The organism is Ectobacillus sp. JY-23 (genome assembly GCF_023022965.1).
GTDB lineage: Bacteria > Bacillota > Bacilli > Bacillales > Bacillaceae_G > Ectobacillus.
Genome location: NZ_CP095462.1, coordinates 1456831 through 1475581, shown reverse-complemented (window position 1 = coordinate 1475581; position 18751 = coordinate 1456831). Strand labels below are relative to the sequence as shown.

Sequence of the window (18751 nt, the reverse complement as noted above, 5' to 3'; positions counted from 1 at the left end):
TTTTGATGTTGCATCGCTATCTTCCAATGACAGAAGAAAATAAACAGGAGATGTTACGCACGATTGGTGTTGAAACAGTCGAGGAATTGTTTGCAGACATTCCTGAGCGCGTAAGGTTTCAAGGAGAGCTTAATATCAAGGCTGCTAAATCTGAGCCGCAGTTAATGAAGGAACTCTCTAAAATGGCAGCTAAAAACGCCAATTTAAAGGAGTATGCATCCTTTTTAGGAGCAGGTGTATATGATCACTATGTTCCGGTTATTGTAGATCATGTTATTTCACGTTCAGAATTTTATACAGCATATACGCCATATCAGCCGGAAATTTCACAGGGCGAGCTACAAGCCATTTTTGAATTTCAAACTATGATTTGTGAATTAACGGGAATGGACGTAGCAAACTCATCCATGTACGATGGTGGAACGGCTTTAGCAGAAGCAGCGATGTTGGCTGCCGGACATACAAAGCAAAAGAAAATTCTTGTTTCTCAAGCAGTTCATCCGGAAACAAGAGATGTGTTACAAACTTATGCAATGGGCCAAAATCTACAAGTGGTTGAAATTCCATATAAAGATGGTGTAACGAATATTGATGCGCTGAAGCAGGAAATGGATGAGCAAGTGGCTTGTGTTGTTGTACAGTATCCAAACTTCTTTGGCCAAGTCGAAAAGTTACAAGAGATTGAGACGATTGCACATCAATATAAAGGCTTGTTTGTTGTATCTGCCAATCCGTTGGCACTTGGGGCATTAACACCGCCAGGAAAATTTGGTGCAGACATCGTGGCTGGAGATGCACAGCCATTTGGTATTCCTTCTCAGTTTGGCGGACCGCATTGCGGCTATTTTGCTACAACAAAAGCACTTATGCGTAAAATCCCAGGACGCTTGGTAGGGCAAACAAAGGATTCGGAAGGGCGCCGTGGCTTTGTACTTACGTTGCAAGCACGTGAACAGCATATTCGTCGTGATAAAGCAACATCCAATATCTGTTCCAATCAGGCATTAAATGCATTGGCTGCCTCTGTAGCAATGACTGCACTTGGCAAAAAAGGTATAAAAGACATTGCCATCCAGAATATTGCAAAAGCGCAGTATGCCAAAAAGAAATTTGAGGAAAATGGCTTTACAGTGACATTTACAGGACCGTTCTTTAATGAGTTTGTAGTAGATTGCAAGCGTCCGGTAGTCGATGTGAATAAAGCTCTTCTTCAAAAAGAAATCATTGGCGGTTATGACCTGGGTACATACTACCCTGAACTGCGTAATCATATGCTTCTTGCAGTAACAGAACTTCGTACAAAAGAAGAGATCGATGCACTTGTGAAGGAAATGGGGGATCAGCAATGACAAATCAAGACCAACCGCTCATTTTTGAAATCAGCCAACCGGGACGCATTGGCTATAGCTTGCCTGAACTTGATGTAGAAATGGTGGACCTTAGCGAGATTTTTGACAGCGCCTATATTCGCCAGGAGGAGCCAGAGCTTCCGGAAGTATCAGAATTAGATATTATGCGTCACTATACAGCATTATCGCGCCGTAATCACGGTGTTGATTCCGGTTTTTATCCGTTGGGTTCTTGTACCATGAAATACAACCCGAAAATTAATGAGAATGTAGCTCGCTTTCCTGGGTTTTCCTATATTCATCCGCTGCAAGATGAAAGTACCGTGCAAGGCGCACTAGAATTAATGTACGATTTACAAGAACATTTAAAAGAAATCACAGGCATGGATGAAGTGACACTTCAGCCTGCTGCCGGCGCGCATGGTGAATGGACAGGCTTAATGCTCATTCGAGCTTATCATGAGGCACGTCAAGATTTTAAACGTACAAAGGTTATTGTACCAGATTCTGCGCATGGTACGAATCCAGCCTCTGCAACGGTAGCTGGATTTGAAACAATCACTGTAAAATCTAACGAAGCTGGACTTGTTGATCTTGAAGACTTAAAACGAGTTGTGGATGAACATACAGCTGCACTTATGTTGACAAATCCTAACACACTCGGTTTATTTGAGGAGCATATTTTAGAAATGGCAGAAATCGTCCATGAGGCGGGCGGTAAACTGTATTATGATGGAGCAAACTTAAATGCTGTATTAAGTAAAGCACGTCCGGGTGATATGGGCTTTGATGTAGTGCACTTGAATTTGCACAAAACGTTCACAGGTCCTCATGGTGGCGGTGGTCCGGGTTCAGGCCCAGTTGGCGTAAAAGCGGACTTAATTCCATATTTGCCAAAACCAATTCTAGAAAAGACATCAGAAGGCTACCGTTTCAACTATGATCGTCCGCAATCGATCGGGCGTGTAAAACCATATTACGGAAACTTCGGCATTAACGTACGTGCATATACGTATATCCGTTCCATGGGACCTGATGGATTAAAACGAGTAACAGAAGAAGCCGTTCTAAATGCAAACTATATGATGCGACGTCTGGCTCCGTACTACGATCTACCATTTGATAAGCACTGCAAGCATGAATTTGTATTATCTGGAAGACGTCAGAAAAAGCTTGGTGTCCGTACGCTTGACATTGCAAAGCGCTTGCTTGACTTTGGGTATCACCCGCCAACAATTTACTTCCCACTCAATGTGGAAGAATGTATCATGATTGAGCCAACAGAAACAGAGTCAAAAGAAACATTAGACGCATTCATTGATGCAATGATTCAAATTGCAAAAGAAGCAGAAGAAAATCCAGAGATTGTACAAGAAGCACCTCATACAACTGTTATTAAACGCTTGGATGAAACAATGGCAGCGCGTAAACCAATTCTTAAATTTGAAAAGTAAGAAGCTTTTTGTTTGCATAAACGAACTTACCTCCTACCAGACATAATTGGTAGGGGGTTTTTTATTATTTTTTCTTTACACTTGTGGCATAGAACAAGTTTCGTTACAATAAACATTTAAACGTTGAGTTTGTAAGAAAAGAGGGAATCGTATGAATCAAAAAGTGAGTTTTTATTTGTTTTTAACAGCGTTTATTTTGGTTGCTGCTTTGACTGTGTACTTAATTTTTGATAATGGATGGTACGGAGCGGTAAATTCCTATGTACTTTTATTTATGTACATAGGATTGGCAGTTGTAAGTTTTGGTATGCGAGAAGAGATGCTTCGTCGCTTTGAGAAGTGATGTGAAAAGCTGAACGATTGTTCAGCTTTTCAATTTTGAGGCTGTTCAAGTTCCTTGTCGCTTTCCGTTACAGGCGTTCGTTCTTGGAGAGTACTACCAATAAATCACAATGAAGAATAGGTTAGTGGAAGTGTTCAATGTGTTATTTTTAACCCCACCGCTCCAAACAAAATACACCCGATATAGAACAGTCGCTTCCATTCGCGCGATTCTTTAAATAATAAGATGCCAATCAAGGCACTTCCACCTGTACCAATACCTGTCCAAACTGCATATGCCGATCCAACAGATATATGATGCATTGCTTTAGATAATAGAAGAAAGCTCATACTGAAGCTGAGTACTAGTCCTAACTTTGGTAGCCAACTCTTTTGTTCGCTGGCAACTTTCATCAAGATAACACCAACTACTTCGCAAAGTCCTGCTAAAATTAACATGAACCACGCCATGTTACGCACCTTCCTTTTCATGCATATTACCTTCAGAGCGTTTTAAGCCGATAACACCAAAGGATAAAATGGCAATTAAGATGATTTTACTGATAGAAAATGCACCAGTAATCACAGCTTCTACTATTACAATTCCGGCTGTTCCAATTCCTGTGAAAACAGCGTATACCGTTCCAACTGGCAGCGTTTTATAAGCTTTAAAAAGTAGCCAAAAGCTGATAAGGATGGCAATACTAACACCAAACCAAGCCATTGCACTATTTGCGTACTTGAGTCCTAATACCCAAATGACTTCAATGAGTCCGGCAACAACAACATATAACCATTCCATGTTTTATCCCTCCTGTAACCCCAATCCTCGTTCAAACAGTAACCATGAGGAGTGAAGTCTATTTTGGAAATTTGCAGTTCCTGCGTATAGAAGCTCTACCATCAGTCCGTCAAACAAACATAAAAATGCGCGAGTGGCATCATCGACTGATACACTCATAGTTGCTGCTTCAAATAAAGGGCGTACAAAACTCTGGGTGAGGTTAATAAAATAGTTGGCTTTGTTAATTATTGTCTCTCGTAAATGATCTGGAGAAAAAAATGATGATCGTAGCCAAAAGAGCGCTTCTGTGTTTTCGTCGTAACGTTTGCTGTAAGTTTCCAGTAAAGAGTGCAATGCTGAGATGGAAGAAGCAGCACGAAGTTCCTCTTGTAAAAAAGAAATTTCTTGCTCCAGGGCACCATCTAAGCAAGCCATATATAATTCGTCTTTTCCTTTAAAATGGGCGTATATAGAGGGCTTTTTAATTCCTACATCCGCAGCGATATCAGAGAGAGAAGTACCTTCATAACCGTAGCGCGAAAAGCGCATGAGAGCAGCCTCTTTAATTCGAATTGCTGTCATATTTGTCACCTTCCTATCGGTCGTTAGTTAGACTGTAAAATAAAATGTTATAAAAGTCAAATTAGCGCAGAAGGTTATCGTCGAAGTATAAGTAACAAACTAATCTCTTTTATGTTTTCTTTTTTCAATGGCTGTTATCTTAAGAGTTACTTTTGATTATATAGAATGTATATCCATAGCGTGGACATATATGCTTAAAGATGGTAGATTGTGGGTAGAAAAGAAATAGATGTCTAAAATCAGAAAGAAGGGAGTGGCGACAGGTATGAAGGTTAGAGTCATGTTCATGCTTTTCTTGCTATGTCTTGTAGGATGCGGAGCGGAAAAGGACGGGCAAACAAGAGAAGTTTCAAAGGAAAAACTGGAAACAGAGGTACAAAAGGAGGAGAGCGATATGTACACATTTGAGGTAGAAGCTAGGCCGCAAGGTAGTCAACTAGAAGTGCGCTTAATATTAACAAACACAAGTGAAAATCGATTAATTATGACATTTCCTTCTTCGCAACAATTTGAAGTAATCATTTCGGCAAAAGAGCGACAGGTCTATAAATATTCTGCCGATAAAATGTTTTCACAGGCACTTACAAAAGTAGAGTTAGAACCGGGAGAAACAAAGGTTTGGAAAGCTGTTTGGAAATACGATATACCTGGTGCTAAAGAGAAAAGTTATAAGGTGTTGGCAGAACTACAACCGATTGAGGTTAACGATGAAAGCGTCAAGTCAGGGATATTTCAAAAAGTGCTATTGGTTGGGGGAGCTAAACAGGAACAATAAACAAGGTGTCCTATGTAGGACACCTTGTTTATTTTGCTTTAATTTTGCCTGTCCACATTTTAAAGCCGCCTTGTAGCTGGTAGAGCTCTTTATAGCCTTTTTTCTTAAGGAGCTGTGCAGCACGTCCTGTACGCAATCCGTTTTGGCAATAAAAGTAAACGGGTTGATCAGCACGAATTTCTTTGTAGCGCATTCTAAGTTGTGAGAGCGGGATGTTACGCGCGCCGAGAATATGACCTGCCTTATATTCATCCGGCTCACGAATATCGATGAGTTGTGCTTTTCGATAACCGGCACGAAACTCTTCTTCATTCAAATTTTTAATCAGTTTTTTCTGATAGAAGTACATCGCCACACTATATGCAACGAGCGCCACTACAGTGCCCAAAATAATTATTAAGCTTGTTGACACCAAAATTGCCCCCTTTATCTTATCTATCATCAATATTATAATGTTCGTGCCTATTTGTGCAAGAACAAGGTTCATTTTTATATCTTTTCACAAAGTGTACCTGATTTGTTAAACTAACAGTGAAAGAAAAGCTACGACTACAGCATGAGGTGTTAATTATGGAAAAAGAAAAATGGTACTATATTGATTCAGGTGCTCGTTCTGCTGCTTATAATATGGCACTTGATGAGTGTTTATTAAATTGGCAAAGTGAACGAAAAATGCCCCCTATTGTTCGATTTTATGAATGGGCAACACCGACTTTGTCTATTGGTTACTTTCAAAGAGTCGAAAAGGAAATCAATATGGATGAAGTAACCAAAAGAGGGTTTGAATTTGTGCGTCGTCCAACGGGAGGGCGTAGTGTCCTTCATGATAAGGAATTGACGTACAGCGTGATTGTACCAGAAAATCATCCAGATATGCCAAAAACGGTTACGGAAGCCTATCGAGTCATTTCGCAAGGAATTTTGGAAGGATTTCAATCTCTTGGCTTGGATGCTTATTTCGCGGTTCCAAAAACACAGCAAGAGCGAGATGATTTGAAAAATCCGCGATCTTCCGTTTGTTTTGACGCGCCTTCTTGGTATGAAATTGTTGTCGAAGGAAGAAAAATTGCTGGTAGCGCGCAAACGCGCCAAAAGGGTGTTATCCTGCAGCATGGTTCAATCCCGCTTGAAATCGATTTAGACACGCTCTATGATTTATTTTTATTTCCTAATGAACGTATTAAAGAAAGAATGAAGAGTATGTTTTCTTCCAAAGCAGTCGCTGTGAATGCGTTAACAGATAAATCATTTACGATGAAGCAATTAAAAGAAGCATTTCGCGATGGTTTTGAAAAGGGGCTTCATGTAGAATTGCAGACGTATGAGTTAACGAATGAACAAAAAGCTGAAGTGGAGCAACTTATGAAAGAGAAATATGAAGCAAAAGAATGGAATTATAAAAAATGAGAGGCGCTCTAGCGCCTCTCATTTTTTATCATACAAGATCTAAAATTTTATGAAGGTCAATGCCTTTCGATTTTAATGTGCGCAATTGTGCTACTGTTTCTAAAATATCTTTATCAGGTACTACTTTAACCCCTTGTGCTTCTAACTCACCTTTCAAGTCGGAGATAGAATCATCCACGTCCATTCCCAACTCATAATCCTGACATACGCTTACTGCTTTGGCAATCAATCTGCTGTAGCGTTCCTGCCATTCTGCTGATGGTGTTTGTGAGGGGATGGCTTGTGAAGTGTTTTTCACCGTTTGCATCCGTGGTTCTTCAGCCTGCGTTGCTTCTACAGGCTTTGCTACTGTAATCTTTTCTGCTTTTTGATGTGTTTCTGCAGTTTGTGTCACAGGCTGAGGCTCGGCTTTTTCAGGAACAAGAGTTAGTGTAGCTTCAGGCTCGGGTGTTGTAGGTTCGGGCGCTGTTTCAATATTGCCTTGCTTATCCTTGCTCCACATAATCCGCTCAATGGAAAGAGATAAGTTATTTTTTTTCATTTCTGTTAGGATAGCTTTTCCAACTTCAACTTTTCCTGAGAAATCCACAATTTTGTATATAACGCTACTATTCCAGTCTATATCTCCGCTAATGAATAGTTCTTCGTTAGATCTCGGATTTAAGCCTTCCACTTTAATTTCCTTATTAACGTTCGACTCACTATATACCATCACTAGAGATGCTGTGACGTCTAAGTCTGCAAGCATGAGTTCTCGAACCATCTTGCCTGTGCGTACTTCGGTTTTTTTCTTTAATGACATTCTGCTTCCCCTCTCGTCTTTTATGTCGTCCTTTATGTGCTCACGAAAAAATATAATACTGGTAAGAAAAGAGATGCGTCAACTGTTTCTATCTGTATTTTTCTATTTTGTCAGCTGTTTATGACAGTTTTAAAATTTGGAAATGCATTTATCCCTGCAGGGATCTTGTGTAAACCGCTTGTACGGTTGGTAAGATAATACCCTCCTCGTGTATTTTTTTAGCCAACAAAAATTTTGTTTCTTGTGCAGCTTTTAAGTAGTGAACGTCATGTACGGTTGCTGCGATGGAAAAACGAAATCCGTATGGACATGCATCGAGTGAGGACATGCCCCAGTACTGATAGGGCTCTACAATTTCACCGTGTGGATGGCGGAGTAAATAGTCATCGTGCAGTTCATTTAATAATTCGCAAGTTTCTTCAAGTAATATACGAATACGGGTAGGGTCTTCTTGAAACCCTACAACCACACTTTCGAAAATACGACGATGATGCACATTCCCATTAACCACTTTGCGCACTTCTCCGTTTGACACGGTCATCAATTTTCCATCCATTAAGCGGACGCTCACAACTCGAAATCCCAAATCTTCTACAGAACCTGCTTGCTCATTGTTTATCGTAACAAAATCCCCTTTTTTCAATTGACCTTCAAATAAAAAGAAAAAACCATATAGAAAGTCTTTAATTGCAGATTGTGCGCCAAAGCCAATAATAATCCCGATAACTCCTCCGGCCACGAGCAACTGCTTTAAATCAATAAAAGGTTTGATGGCTACTAGCAACACGATAATTAAGGTTGCATATCTCGATGTATTTTTTACGACCGTTTCAATGGTTTGTTCTTTTTTTTCTTCAATAAGATTGGTTCGTTGAAAAAGTTGATGTAAAAAATAGCGTACTAACGCAAATCCGAAGTAGGAGATAAAAAATGCGAGCAACACAGAAAAGATATATGATTTTGCTTTACTCCAGTCTAAGGAAAGAATTGTTTCTAGCATATAATCGCCTCCTTTTACTATAGTCTCCAATCATATAGCATTACAAAGAAAGAAGTGATTGGCAAGAGTTTTTTGAGTGAAAAGAAGGAGATTTTTTATATGGAAATTATTGATGGATATGGTTGCTGATGAAAAAGTGCGCAGCGCTTATACTACATAAAGAGAAAGTAACGAAGGGAGTGAGTCGTTTGAAGCCATTTTTGCCCAAATTGGTATATTTTGAGCCACAGGCCCTAGAATATCCACTTGGAAAAGAATTGTACGAAAAGTTTACAGCAATGGGTCTTGAAATTAGAGAAACTACTTCACATAATCAGATTCGTGATTTGCCTGGAGAAAATGAATTGCAAAAGTATCGATATGCTAAAGCAACCCTTGTTGTAGGTGTGCGCAGAACTTTAAAATTTGATACGTCTAAGCCATCAGCCGAATATGCAATTCCGTTGGCGACAGGTTGTATGGGGCATTGTCATTATTGCTACTTACAGACAACATTAGGGAGCAAGCCGTACGTACGTGTGTATGTTAATTTAGATGAAATTTTTGAACAAGCACAAAAGTATATGGATGAACGTGCTCCGGAAATAACTCGTTTTGAGGCAGCATGTACATCAGACATTGTTGGCATTGATCACTTAACACATGCTTTAAAGAAAACGATAGAATTTATTGGTCAAACTGAATACGGACAATTGCGGTTTGTTACGAAGTATTCACATGTTGATCATCTCCTCGATGCAAAGCATAATGGAAAAACACGATTTCGCTTTAGCATTAATTCACGTTACGTAATTAAAAACTTTGAGCCCGGTACATCGCCGTTTGAAGACCGAATTGAAGCGGCGCGCAAGGTGGCAGATGCCGGTTATCCACTTGGGTTCATTGTGGCTCCGATTTATATGCATGATGATTGGGAAGAAGGATACCGAGAATTATTTGAGAGATTGCATGCTTCTCTTAAAGATATAAGTTTGCCCAATTTATCTTTTGAAATGATTCAGCATCGTTTTACCAAACCGGCGAAAAAGGTGATTGAAAAGCGGTATCCAAATACAAAGCTTGAGATGGACGAAGAAAAACGTAAATACAAATGGGGCAGATATGGTATTGGAAAGTATGTGTATCCTACAGAAGAAGCAGCTCTTTTAGAACAAACAATTCGTTCGTATATTAATGCTTACTTTCCAGATGCCCACATACAATACTTTACGTAACGGTTTCTTCCCTTGTCACTTCGCTGTTTCTGTTGTATGATTTTATTGATTGCTTAGAGACGGAAAAAAAGCGAAGAAAACGTTTGGATGGAGGAAACCAATGCCTACTCCGAGTATGGAAGACTATATAGAACAAATTTATTTGTTAATTGAAGAAAAAGGGTATGCACGTGTTTCGGACATTGCAGAAGCGCTTAATGTGCACCCATCTTCGGTTACAAAGATGGTACAAAAGCTTGATAAAGATGAATATTTAATTTATGAAAAGTACAGAGGTCTTATTTTAACAACAAAGGGTAAAAAAATTGGCAAGCGCCTTGTGTACCGTCATGAATTATTAGAACAGTTTATGCGTATCATTGGATTGGATGAAGCCAAGATTTATGATGATGTAGAAGGGATCGAGCATCACTTAAGCTGGGAAGCAATTGATCGCATTGGTGATTTAGTACAGTTTTTTGAAGAAGATAAAGCGCGTATTGAGGTATTACGTGCTATCCAAAAAGTGAATGAAGAGCAAAATCAATAATAGGAAGCTGCGTTTGTACAGCTTTCTTTTTTTTGCTCTGTTAAAGTTCGTTATTGATTTTCGTTACGGGTTTTCGTTTTCCGCGGGCGGTCAGGCAGACTCCTCAGCGCTATGCGTCTGCGGGTCTCCCTTTGACTCGTTTTCCCTCTCAGGATTCTCACTCCCTTCACTCCTATTAAACAAGTGCCAATAATCAACATTTGTAACACAGTCTTTTTTGTAAAAAACTGTTTATTCTAAATATTTTAGTGTGTATAATCTTTATATAAAGGTAAAATGAGAAGGGATGAATTGATTACAGAAGAGGTACGTAAGTACTTAAGTGGTAATCCATACGGTTTTGAAAAGAGAGAATTATTAATTAAAGAAAAAAAGGGAAGCATGTGCAAGTTACAACAGCCTTCACTATTCAAATTACTCCTGATATGCGCGCTGTAATAAGTGGTAACCCATATGTTATTTAAAAAAGACCGTGCTAAATGAAGCACGGTTTTGCTTTTTACCATACTAGAAATAGATTTGGCTTTTGGTAGCAAGAATCCCACCTGCATCAGCAGGTTTGCCCTTTTAAGGGTGGAAGTGTCAATAGCAAAAAGGAGTATCTGCAAGAAGTACAGCATAGCAGAGCTCCATAATAGAATCGACAAAATGTATGGTTCTTTCATTATCCTGAATCTCGAATTCTGGAATATGCTATCTTTAAAAGTCGAAAAGTCTGTTTAGACAGGCTTTGTCCTCCCAGTATATAATTTATATGTATTTTCTTTCATAAAAATGGATAAAAGGGGAGAGAGAATGTTAAAAAAAGCGGTTGGGATTGGTTTGGTTTTGGCACTTGGAATTACAACTTCAAGTGCAAGTGCAAGTGCGACAACGGGAAAGACAAAGGGAAACCCTGTCACAGTTGGTGAAGAAAGTCTTCAAGGCAACCTTTGGATTCAAACAACAAAGACTGATTTCGATAAGGGAGCATTTGTGGATACAATATCCACTGAAGATGGAAACGGCTCTATTATGCTGGTGAAAAATAGTAATGTGTATACAAATCAAGGAACCTATGTTTCTGCGACTCTTGCTCCTTCCTTGTTTACTGAATTGGTAATGTCGTGGAATGCGGACACACCGAAGGGTACGAGTATAAAAGTAGAGGGCCAAGTAAGAGTAAAAGGAAAGTGGTCGGAATGGGTTTCGTGGGGTACATGGACTACTTCTGCTGAACGAACATCAGAATCCAATTCTAATAGCCTGGCAACAATGAGCGTGGATACATTGATTCCTAAGTCTGAATCCGATGGCTTTAGATACCGTTTGACGTTAAAAACCACAAATCCAAACGTTTCACCAAAGGTGAATCTAGTATCGACAACAATCGCCAACTCTTCCAACCCTATTCAAAAAGTATATAACGATGGTATTGCCCCTGAACAACTAGCATCTCTCAATAAAGTAATCGATGTTCCCCAATTCTCCCAAATGATTCGTGATCCAGAGATTGCAAACAGCATTTGCAGTCCAACTACAATGACAATGTTATTGAACCGTAAAGGTGAGTCTACTCTTCCTGAACAAAATGCGTGGAATCTATATGATACAAAATTTAATTCATATGGAAATTGGACATTCAACGCTGCATATGCAGGAAGCTTTGGTTATGAAGCATATATAGAGTACATGAACTCAAAGGATGATATCAAAAGGGAAATTATAAAAGGGAATCCTGTCGGAATCAGTGTGCAATACCGCAACGATGAAAGTATCAATAAATCGTATCCGGTTGTCCATGGTGCGCCTATCGCTTCTACTCCTGGACATATTTTAGTGGTAAAGGGATTCGTGAAGGATCCGGATGGCAAAGAGTACTTTATAGTCAATGATCCTGCATCTGCCAATGATTTGGAAGTAGAGAGAAGATATCTAGCAAGTGAGTTGGACGCGGCATGGGCAACATCCGGAAGGATCACCTACATTGTGCATGACAAAATTACAGGAGATGGCATAGTCCCGCCGAAAGTCGAAAATGCGACGATTGCACCTACAGGTAATACAAGAACTGTAAATGGAACCGTAGTCAATGAATACAAATTGATATATAATGGAGCGCATGTGGATGTAAGCAGAAATCCAGATGCCACAAAAGAGCCAGGCATCACGATTATGTATCGTTACAATAGCGGACCATTCCAATACATTGCGGCGAGTGCTGATACGACCATTTGGCTGGAGCGTTCCAAACCATCTGGTATGTATGAGTTTTATGTGTCCAAGAAAAACGGTGAGAGCTATACAGCGGTTTTAGCAAAGTAACTTAACGGCATATAGCGAACAGCAACGGAGTATGAAACAGCAGAAACAGGCCCCATCAGAAATTTTTGTCTTCAAAAAAAGGACCGTGCTAGAATGAAGCACGGTCCTTCTTCTTACCTTTTTTTCCTTCAATAACAGTCAGGTGGGATGGTTTGCGTTTTTTCTTGAATATAGAGCCGTTTTTTCTCTTCTGCGCATCCTGCATTTTCAGTGGTGCGGTAGATGATTTTGCATATTTACGTTTTGATTGCTTTGCAGCACGATTATAAGATGAGCGCGCACTTCCGCCACTGGCAAATAACTTGAATAACAAAAAGAAGGCGCCGATAACAATAGCAATAGTCAACACGTTTTGAATCATACCTGCTGGGTCATTCATGGTAGAAGTAATCATCTGATATACTGCCAGCCCAATAACAAGCAGAAATAGAATTAGCGCAAATGAACGGCCGCTCACGGCACACACCTCCTAAAGGCATTTATTTAATCATATTGAGAAGAGCGGAATATTTATGAGTGCTTTTGCTCTAAACGAAGTAATTCATTAAAAGAAGCAAGGGCAACCTCTACTTGTTGGTCAGTTGGTTCTTTGGTTGTAAGCAATTGTAACCAAAGTCCCGGGTAGCCCAGAAAGCGAAGCACCGGAACGTCTCGCAATTTGTTGGTGAGCTGCAGTACTTCAAATGAAATACCAAGAACAACAGGAATTAATGCTAAGCGGTTTATAAGGCGTAGCCAAAGCGGTTCTGTTGGTACCAATAAGTAAATAAACATACTGATGATAACGGTAAAAAGAATAAAACTGCTACCGCAGCGATAATGAAGCCTCGTTTGGCGCTGCACATTCTCTACGGTAAGTGGTAAGTTATTCTCATAGGCATTAATGACTTTGTGTTCAGCTCCGTGATATTGAAAAACTCGTTTCACGAGCGGTGTAAGCGAAATTATATAAATGTAACCTAATAAAAAGAACAATTTTATGATGCTTTCCAAAAGTACCTGCGCAGTGTGCGTGGGGAAAATAGGTTTAGCTAGGGAAGCAAGAATAGCAGGTACTGCCGTAAAAATCACTTTTCCGAAGATAAAAGATAACACACCTACAACTGCAACTCCAAGTAGCATTGTCAGTTTGGATTGGTTTTCATTGCGCTTAGCAATTTCATCATCATCTTCTGGATTTACACCAAATCGTTCCGAAGAAAAATTTAAGTGCCTAGCTCCAGTTGCACTAGCATGTACAATTGCTGCGATACCGCGTATAAAAGGAATTTTTTTTGTAACTTGCAAAAGCCTGTTGTTCGTTCTAGGTAATCGAAAAAATTCAATCTCTTTGTTTTTTCGGCGAATTGCTGTAACTGTATATTCTCTACCGCCAAACATAACTCCTTCTACAACAGCTTGTCCCCCATATATTTGTTTTGTCTCCTCTGTCATGTAAACACCAACCTGCATTTGTTTTTCTTCATTGTATCTGTAAAACTAACCGCATGACAAGAGAAACCGAAAGGGCCCATGTCAAAGCGTATAAAGCTAGCTACAAATTCAACTATACTCACAGACATGATTTGTCATCGGAAGGATATACTAACGAGCGGAGGTGTACATATTGAATAATCATAAAAATCAACCCAAACCAACATCATTAGCAAAAAAAGCAGTACAAATCGGTTTATTTGCCGGTCTTTTTTGGGGATTTGTCTGGTATTTTTTTCATATCTTTTCCTTTACAAATGTTGGACCGAATCATGTCCTTATGCCGTTTGCTTTAGGAAAATGGAAGGAAGGGGTATGGGGAAATTTATCTGGGATAATCGTAATGACAATTTTGTCCGTTTTACTGGCGATATTGTACGGTGCATTCTTTAAGAAGTTTCAGGGTGTTATCCCCGGTGTTATACAAGGGTTAATATTGTGGGGTATTTTATTTTTTGGAATTGGCTTTCTATCCCCTGTTGTAGATATGCCTTTTGAACTTTCAAGGGCAACACTCGTTACAACTATATGCATTTTCATCTTACACGGTGTATTCATCGCCTATTCCGTCTCTTTTGAAGCAAGTGAACAAAAATTGACGGGTGTAGGGAAAGAGGCGAACTATTCAAATAAGTAAAGGGTATGGTAGAATGTTCTATGAACATTCTTTTTTGTCACGTTTTAACACAAAACAGTGAGACGAGATGATTTAGCTTTCTATCCATCAGGACAATAGTTTGTATTGATGGAAGTTTTACTTGATAGGAGTTTGCCATGAAGAAATTATTGCTTATTAATGGACCTAATTTAAATCGTCTTGGTGTGCGGGAAGTTGGCGTGTATGGCGCCGAAACTTTGCAATCCCTTGAATCCGGATTGCGTCAATTCGCAAGTGAGCATGGTGCTGCACTTGATTGCTTTCAATCTAATCTAGAGGGCGCTATTATTAATAAGCTACATGAAGCAGATGAACTATATGAAGGAGTTGTACTAAATCCGGGTGCTTACACGCATTATAGCTATGCAATTCGTGATGCAATTGCAAGCATCTCAGTTCCTGTAATTGAAGTACATATTTCTAATATTCATAAGCGTGAAGAGTTTCGTCATGTTTCAGTTACCGCACCAGTTACTGCAGGACAAATTGTAGGTTTGGGGTTTTATGGATACAAACTAGCCGTTTTGGCATTATTGGGGGAGAAACATAATGGATAAGCTATTACAATTACGTTCTTTGTTTGCCAACAAGGAAATCGATGGGTTATTGATTACAAGTCAGTACAATCGTACATATATGACAGGGTTTACTGGATCAGCAGGTGTTGCGTTAATTACAAATGATCGTGCGATCTTCATTACAGATTTTCGCTATGTGGAACAAGCGCAAAACCAAGCTGTGGGGTATGAAATTGTGCAACATACGGGTACGTTAGTAGAAGAGGTTGCAAAGCAAGTAAAGCAATTGGGCATTCAAAAGCTTGGCTTTGAACAAGATGCATTAACATACGCTTCTTTTAAACTTTACGAAACAACGGTAGAAGTGGACTTAGTACCAACATCTGGGCTTGTGGAAAAGTTACGCTTGCTTAAGACGGAATCTGAGATTAAGATATTAAAGGATGCGGCTCAAATTGCAGATGCGGCGTTTACTCATATTTTGTCTTTCATTCGTCCGGGTGTTACAGAACTAGCGGTTTCTAATGAGCTTGAATTTTTCATGCGTAAGCAAGGGGCGACTTCTTCTTCTTTTGACATTATTGTAGCTTCAGGACTTCGTTCTGCATTGCCTCATGGCGTAGCTTCTGAAAAGGTCATACAACAGGGTGAATTGATTACCCTTGATTTTGGTGCATACTATAAAGGCTATTGCTCTGATATTACTCGCACGGTTGCTGTCGGAGAACCTGCAGCTGATTTGAAAAATATTTATGATATCGTTTTAGAAGCGCAGTTGCGCGGTGTAAACGGCATTAAAGCAGGTATGACGGGACGTGAAGCAGATGCTTTGACTCGTGATTACATAACGGAAAAAGGCTATGGTGAGTATTTCGGCCATTCTACAGGACACGGAATCGGTATGGAGGTTCATGAAGGACCGGGATTGGCGTTCCGCTCTGAAGTGGTACTGGAGCCGGGCATGGTTGTAACAGTAGAGCCTGGTATTTATGTTCCGGGTCTTGGTGGCGTGCGCATTGAGGATGACGTGCTTGTTACGGAAGAAGGCAATGAAATTTTAACGCATTCACCAAAAGAGCTGATTATTTTATAATATAGGAGGATTTTTTTCATGATCTCAGTAAATGATTTTCGTACTGGTTTAACAATTGAAACAGATGGCGGTCTTTGGCAAGTATTGGAGTTTCAACACGTAAAGCCTGGAAAAGGAGCAGCTTTCGTACGTTCTAAGCTTCGTAACCTACGAACAGGGGCAATTCAAGAGAAAACATTCCGTGCAGGTGAAAAGGTAGAGAAAGCGCATATTGAAAATCGTCGCATGCAATATTTATACGCAATGGGCGATGAGCATGTATTCATGGATAACGAAAGCTATGAGCAATTAGAATTACCAAGTCAACGTATTGAGCGCGAGTTGAAATTCTTGAAAGAAAATATGGAAGTGTATATTATGACCTTCCAAGGAGAAGTACTTGGTGTTGAGCTTCCAAACACAGTTGAGTTAAAAGTTGTAGAGACAGAGCCTGGTATCAAAGGTGATACAGCTTCTAACGTTACAAAGCCAGCTACAATGGAAACAGGACTTGTAGTGCAAGTTCCAATTTTCATCAATGAAGGCGAAACATTAATTATCAATACAGCAGAAGCGAAATACGTTTCACGTGCATAAGAAAAAGGCATTCCTTAAGGGATGCCTTTTTCTTATGCACGTATTTACATGCAAAATTGTTCTGAAACGGACAACCTCTGCATAATGTGATACAAAACGTATTTTGTAAAAAGGAAGAAGGTGGAACGTTGAAGTGGCTGACATGGATTGAGTCTGCCGTATTGGCGATGGCATTGCTTCGGCTCATATCAGGTAGCATTGAGATTACGGCCGCCTTGTCCATGCTGTATGTAAATGATGTGAAAAAAGCGTTATTGATTAATGGTATGTTAGCCCTTGTGGGACCGACTGTATTGATTATTACTATGATGATCGGTGTGACACAAGTGGCAGGCGGCATGTCATTTGTAAAGCTGTTCTTTCTAGTTTTAGGGGTTGGCTGTATATTTATTGCACTTTTAAAATGATGGCTGTGTTAAAGCCTATTATTGACAATGAACAGAGAACTTTGACAGAGCTAAAATGATAAGGAGTCGCGTATGAAGGAACTGTTGGAACTATTACCAATGCGAGTACAAGAAATATTGCAGACTGTAGAGTTAAATCATTTAGAAGAAATTCGTATGCGTGTGCAGCGCCCATTAGAATGCAGCATGGGCGGTTGTGTAAAAGTATATCCCTATCTTGTGACAACAGAAGATGCGATGCAGTTGCTAAATAGAATTAGTCAGTTTTCAATTTATACATTAGAGGAAGAGCTACGCAGAGGGTATATCACTATACGAGGTGGACATCGCATTGGATTGGCTGGACGAGTCGTCACAGAAAAAGGAGCTGTCAAGTTGATTCGTGATGTATCTTCATTCAATATTCGAATTGCCCGGCAAAAGCTAGGAATTGCTGAATCGCTACTTTCGTATGTCTATGAGAACAATTGGAAGAATACAATGATTGTCGGGCCTCCTCAAACAGGGAAAACCACATTACTGCGAGATTTTGCACGAATTATCAGTATAGGCCATAAAGGAATTCCTTCAGCAAAGGTCGGTATTGTAGACGAACGTTCTGAAATAGCTGGATCAGTCAAAGGTGTGCCGCAATACGAACTTGGGGTAAGAGTAGACGTGTTGGATGCTTGTCCAAAAGCAGAAGGGATGATGATGTTAATTCGTTCTATGAGCCCTGACATAGTAATTGCAGACGAAATTGGAAGAGAAGAAGATGTCGAAGCGGTATTAGAAGCAGTTTACGCGGGTGTTGGTTTGTTTATTACAGCGCACGGTCATGGGTATGAAGACGTGAGAAAACGACCTTCTCTACGAAAGATGATAGAGTACGGTGTATTTGAACGTGTGATTGAGCTTTCTAAAGCAAAAGGACCTGGAACCATTGCAGCTGTAAAAACGGGTCAAGGTCAAATGCTTCGAGTACAGGGGGCGGGGCCAATATGCTGAAGTTGATTGGTGCTGTACTGGTGGTCAGCGCAACGACATGGATTGGATTTCAATATGCAAAAAAAATGAGCGAACGTCCAAGACAGATTCGACTTCTCAAAACAGCATTGCAGTCGCTGGAGGCAGAAATTATGTATGGGCATACCCCTTTACGAGAAGCAGCACAGCGACTAGAAGCACAAATGCCAAAACCAATCAATTGGTTGTTTCAAAGCTTTCAAAAGCGCTTGGAGAACGGAAATCAAACGGTTCGTGAGGCGTGGGATGACAGTTTGGGAGAGATATGGAAGCTTACGGCGTTAAAGCAAGCAGAGAAAGAAATTTTAAAGCAGTTTGGAGAGACGCTTGGTCAGCATGATCGAGAGTCACAGCAAAAGCATATCCTTCTGTGTATTAATCATCTGGAGCGAGAAGAAGACGAGGCAAAGGATGCGCAGGCACGATATGAAAAAATGATGAAAAGTTTGGGAATATTAGCTGGGCTTCTCATCGTCATTTTATTGTACTAGGGGGATTGT

23 protein-coding genes are annotated in these 18751 nt (G+C 40.0%); 15 read left to right on the top strand and 8 right to left on the bottom strand.

Annotated features, from left to right (window positions below):
- Window positions 1-5 precede the first annotated feature (5 nt).
- From gcvPA to MUG87_RS07680, 3 genes are all read left to right on the top strand, one after another.
- The gene (gcvPA, locus tag MUG87_RS07690) at window positions 6-1349 is read left to right on the top strand and encodes an aminomethyl-transferring glycine dehydrogenase subunit GcvPA (RefSeq protein ID WP_247086908.1); all 1344 of its coding nucleotides are present in this window, start codon (window positions 6-8) and stop codon (window positions 1347-1349) included.
- Window positions 1346-2803: an aminomethyl-transferring glycine dehydrogenase subunit GcvPB gene (gene gcvPB / locus MUG87_RS07685; RefSeq protein ID WP_247086907.1), complete on the top strand. Its 1458-nt coding sequence runs from the start codon at window positions 1346-1348 to the stop codon at window positions 2801-2803. Before gcvPA ends, gcvPB begins: the two co-directional genes overlap by 4 nt.
- A gap of 151 nt (window positions 2804-2954) precedes the next feature.
- Window positions 2955-3146: a hypothetical protein gene (locus tag MUG87_RS07680; protein WP_247086906.1), complete on the top strand. Its 192-nt coding sequence runs from the start codon at window positions 2955-2957 to the stop codon at window positions 3144-3146.
- A gap of 134 nt (window positions 3147-3280) precedes the next feature.
- Here MUG87_RS07680 and MUG87_RS07675 read toward each other — a convergent pair whose 3' ends face one another.
- The 3 genes from MUG87_RS07675 to MUG87_RS07665 are packed head-to-tail and all read right to left on the bottom strand — an operon-like array spanning window position 3281 to window position 4490.
- A complete protein-coding gene (locus tag MUG87_RS07675) occupies window positions 3281-3595 on the bottom strand; it encodes a DMT family transporter (RefSeq protein WP_247086905.1) in 315 nt (104 codons plus the stop codon).
- 1 nt (window position 3596) lies between these two features.
- On the bottom strand, window positions 3597-3926 hold the full coding sequence (locus MUG87_RS07670) for a DMT family transporter (RefSeq protein WP_247086904.1): 330 nt from the start codon (window positions 3924-3926) through the stop codon (window positions 3597-3599).
- Window positions 3927-3929: 3 nt separating this feature from the next.
- Window positions 3930-4490: a TetR/AcrR family transcriptional regulator gene (locus tag MUG87_RS07665; RefSeq protein ID WP_247086903.1), complete on the bottom strand. Its 561-nt coding sequence runs from the start codon at window positions 4488-4490 to the stop codon at window positions 3930-3932.
- Between the two features lie 394 nt (window positions 4491-4884).
- On the opposite strand from MUG87_RS07665, the gene MUG87_RS07660 reads away from it, so the two are divergent.
- Complete coding sequence (locus MUG87_RS07660) at window positions 4885-5265, top strand: BsuPI-related putative proteinase inhibitor (protein ID WP_247086902.1); 381 nt, start codon at window positions 4885-4887, stop codon at window positions 5263-5265.
- 28 nt (window positions 5266-5293) lie between these two features.
- Here the strand turns inward: MUG87_RS07660 and MUG87_RS07655 are convergent, their stop codons facing one another.
- Window positions 5294-5677, bottom strand: a complete 384-nt coding sequence (locus MUG87_RS07655; RefSeq protein WP_124563421.1) for a rhodanese-like domain-containing protein — start codon at window positions 5675-5677, stop codon at window positions 5294-5296.
- 158 nt (window positions 5678-5835) lie between these two features.
- Between MUG87_RS07655 and MUG87_RS07650 the strand changes: the two genes are divergently transcribed.
- Window positions 5836-6672 carry a lipoate--protein ligase family protein gene (locus MUG87_RS07650; protein WP_247086901.1) on the top strand — a complete coding sequence of 279 codons (837 nt, stop codon included), beginning with the start codon at window positions 5836-5838 and terminating at the stop codon, window positions 6670-6672.
- Window positions 6673-6700: 28 nt separating this feature from the next.
- Here MUG87_RS07650 and MUG87_RS07645 read toward each other — a convergent pair whose 3' ends face one another.
- Window positions 6701-7474 carry a dihydrolipoyllysine-residue succinyltransferase component of 2-oxoglutarate dehydrogenase complex gene (locus MUG87_RS07645; protein ID WP_247086900.1) on the bottom strand — a complete coding sequence of 258 codons (774 nt, stop codon included), beginning with the start codon at window positions 7472-7474 and terminating at the stop codon, window positions 6701-6703.
- Between the two features lie 148 nt (window positions 7475-7622).
- Window positions 7623-8474, bottom strand: a complete 852-nt coding sequence (locus tag MUG87_RS07640) for a mechanosensitive ion channel family protein (RefSeq protein ID WP_247086899.1) — start codon at window positions 8472-8474, stop codon at window positions 7623-7625.
- 188 nt (window positions 8475-8662) lie between these two features.
- Here MUG87_RS07640 and splB point away from each other — a divergent pair, with 188 nt between their 5' ends.
- From splB to MUG87_RS07625, 3 genes are all read left to right on the top strand, one after another.
- Window positions 8663-9688 carry a spore photoproduct lyase gene (gene splB / locus MUG87_RS07635; RefSeq protein WP_247086898.1) on the top strand — a complete coding sequence of 342 codons (1026 nt, stop codon included), beginning with the start codon at window positions 8663-8665 and terminating at the stop codon, window positions 9686-9688.
- A gap of 100 nt (window positions 9689-9788) precedes the next feature.
- Window positions 9789-10217, top strand: coding sequence for a transcriptional regulator MntR (gene mntR, locus MUG87_RS07630; RefSeq protein ID WP_247086897.1), 429 nt, complete (start codon window positions 9789-9791; stop codon window positions 10215-10217).
- A gap of 795 nt (window positions 10218-11012) precedes the next feature.
- Window positions 11013-12521, top strand: coding sequence for a C39 family peptidase (locus MUG87_RS07625; protein ID WP_247086896.1), 1509 nt, complete (start codon window positions 11013-11015; stop codon window positions 12519-12521).
- Between the two features lie 88 nt (window positions 12522-12609).
- On the opposite strand, the gene MUG87_RS07620 is transcribed toward MUG87_RS07625, so the two are convergent.
- Together MUG87_RS07620 and MUG87_RS07615 are read right to left on the bottom strand one after the other, a co-directional pair.
- Entirely contained in the window at window positions 12610-12978 is a 369-nt protein-coding gene (locus tag MUG87_RS07620; protein ID WP_247086895.1) for an SA1362 family protein, read from the bottom strand.
- A 53-nt stretch (window positions 12979-13031) separates the two neighbouring features.
- Complete coding sequence (locus tag MUG87_RS07615) at window positions 13032-13955, bottom strand: DUF1385 domain-containing protein (protein ID WP_247086894.1); 924 nt, start codon at window positions 13953-13955, stop codon at window positions 13032-13034.
- Between the two features lie 172 nt (window positions 13956-14127).
- On the opposite strand from MUG87_RS07615, the gene MUG87_RS07610 reads away from it, so the two are divergent.
- The 7 genes from MUG87_RS07610 to spoIIIAB all read left to right on the top strand — a co-directional run bounded on the left by MUG87_RS07610 (window position 14128) and on the right by spoIIIAB (window position 18742).
- Window positions 14128-14631: a YqhR family membrane protein gene (locus tag MUG87_RS07610; RefSeq protein WP_247086893.1), complete on the top strand. Its 504-nt coding sequence runs from the start codon at window positions 14128-14130 to the stop codon at window positions 14629-14631.
- A 137-nt stretch (window positions 14632-14768) separates the two neighbouring features.
- On the top strand, window positions 14769-15209 hold the full coding sequence (aroQ, locus tag MUG87_RS07605) for a type II 3-dehydroquinate dehydratase (protein ID WP_247086892.1): 441 nt from the start codon (window positions 14769-14771) through the stop codon (window positions 15207-15209).
- Complete coding sequence (gene pepQ / locus MUG87_RS07600) at window positions 15202-16263, top strand: Xaa-Pro dipeptidase (RefSeq protein WP_247086891.1); 1062 nt, start codon at window positions 15202-15204, stop codon at window positions 16261-16263. Before aroQ ends, pepQ begins: the two co-directional genes overlap by 8 nt.
- Window positions 16264-16281: 18 nt before the next feature.
- Complete coding sequence (gene efp, locus MUG87_RS07595; protein WP_247086890.1) at window positions 16282-16839, top strand: elongation factor P; 558 nt, start codon at window positions 16282-16284, stop codon at window positions 16837-16839.
- A 167-nt stretch (window positions 16840-17006) separates the two neighbouring features.
- Complete coding sequence (locus MUG87_RS07590) at window positions 17007-17246, top strand: YqhV family protein (RefSeq protein WP_247087581.1); 240 nt, start codon at window positions 17007-17009, stop codon at window positions 17244-17246.
- 72 nt (window positions 17247-17318) lie between these two features.
- On the top strand, window positions 17319-18233 hold the full coding sequence (spoIIIAA, locus tag MUG87_RS07585) for a stage III sporulation protein AA (protein WP_247086889.1): 915 nt from the start codon (window positions 17319-17321) through the stop codon (window positions 18231-18233).
- Window positions 18227-18742 carry a stage III sporulation protein SpoIIIAB gene (gene spoIIIAB, locus MUG87_RS07580; protein ID WP_247086888.1) on the top strand — a complete coding sequence of 172 codons (516 nt, stop codon included), beginning with the start codon at window positions 18227-18229 and terminating at the stop codon, window positions 18740-18742. The genes spoIIIAA and spoIIIAB overlap by 7 nt, the downstream gene beginning before the upstream one ends.
- Window positions 18743-18751 lie beyond the last annotated feature (9 nt).

Excerpts from the sequence above, each read along its gene's own strand:
- gcvPA (WP_247086908.1), top strand. The coding sequence starts at position 6 with ATGTTGCATCGCTATCTTCCAATGACAGAAGAAAATAAACAGGAGATG.
- gcvPB (WP_247086907.1), top strand. The coding sequence starts at position 1,346 with ATGACAAATCAAGACCAACCGCTCATTTTTGAAATCAGCCAACCGGGA.
- MUG87_RS07680 (WP_247086906.1), top strand. The coding sequence starts at position 2,955 with ATGAATCAAAAAGTGAGTTTTTATTTGTTTTTAACAGCGTTTATTTTG.
- MUG87_RS07675 (WP_247086905.1), bottom strand. The coding sequence starts at position 3,595 with ATGGCGTGGTTCATGTTAATTTTAGCAGGACTTTGCGAAGTAGTTGGT.
- MUG87_RS07670 (WP_247086904.1), bottom strand. The coding sequence starts at position 3,926 with ATGGAATGGTTATATGTTGTTGTTGCCGGACTCATTGAAGTCATTTGG.
- MUG87_RS07665 (WP_247086903.1), bottom strand. The coding sequence starts at position 4,490 with ATGACAGCAATTCGAATTAAAGAGGCTGCTCTCATGCGCTTTTCGCGC.
- MUG87_RS07660 (WP_247086902.1), top strand. The coding sequence starts at position 4,885 with ATGTACACATTTGAGGTAGAAGCTAGGCCGCAAGGTAGTCAACTAGAA.
- MUG87_RS07650 (WP_247086901.1), top strand. The coding sequence starts at position 5,836 with ATGGAAAAAGAAAAATGGTACTATATTGATTCAGGTGCTCGTTCTGCT.
- MUG87_RS07645 (WP_247086900.1), bottom strand. The coding sequence starts at position 7,474 with ATGTCATTAAAGAAAAAAACCGAAGTACGCACAGGCAAGATGGTTCGA.
- MUG87_RS07640 (WP_247086899.1), bottom strand. The coding sequence starts at position 8,474 with ATGCTAGAAACAATTCTTTCCTTAGACTGGAGTAAAGCAAAATCATAT.
- mntR (WP_247086897.1), top strand. The coding sequence starts at position 9,789 with ATGCCTACTCCGAGTATGGAAGACTATATAGAACAAATTTATTTGTTA.
- MUG87_RS07625 (WP_247086896.1), top strand. The coding sequence starts at position 11,013 with ATGTTAAAAAAAGCGGTTGGGATTGGTTTGGTTTTGGCACTTGGAATT.
- MUG87_RS07615 (WP_247086894.1), bottom strand. The coding sequence starts at position 13,955 with ATGACAGAGGAGACAAAACAAATATATGGGGGACAAGCTGTTGTAGAA.
- aroQ (WP_247086892.1), top strand. The coding sequence starts at position 14,769 with ATGAAGAAATTATTGCTTATTAATGGACCTAATTTAAATCGTCTTGGT.
- pepQ (WP_247086891.1), top strand. The coding sequence starts at position 15,202 with ATGGATAAGCTATTACAATTACGTTCTTTGTTTGCCAACAAGGAAATC.
- efp (WP_247086890.1), top strand. The coding sequence starts at position 16,282 with ATGATCTCAGTAAATGATTTTCGTACTGGTTTAACAATTGAAACAGAT.
- MUG87_RS07590 (WP_247087581.1), top strand. The coding sequence starts at position 17,007 with ATGGCATTGCTTCGGCTCATATCAGGTAGCATTGAGATTACGGCCGCC.
- spoIIIAA (WP_247086889.1), top strand. The coding sequence starts at position 17,319 with ATGAAGGAACTGTTGGAACTATTACCAATGCGAGTACAAGAAATATTG.
- spoIIIAB (WP_247086888.1), top strand. The coding sequence starts at position 18,227 with ATGCTGAAGTTGATTGGTGCTGTACTGGTGGTCAGCGCAACGACATGG.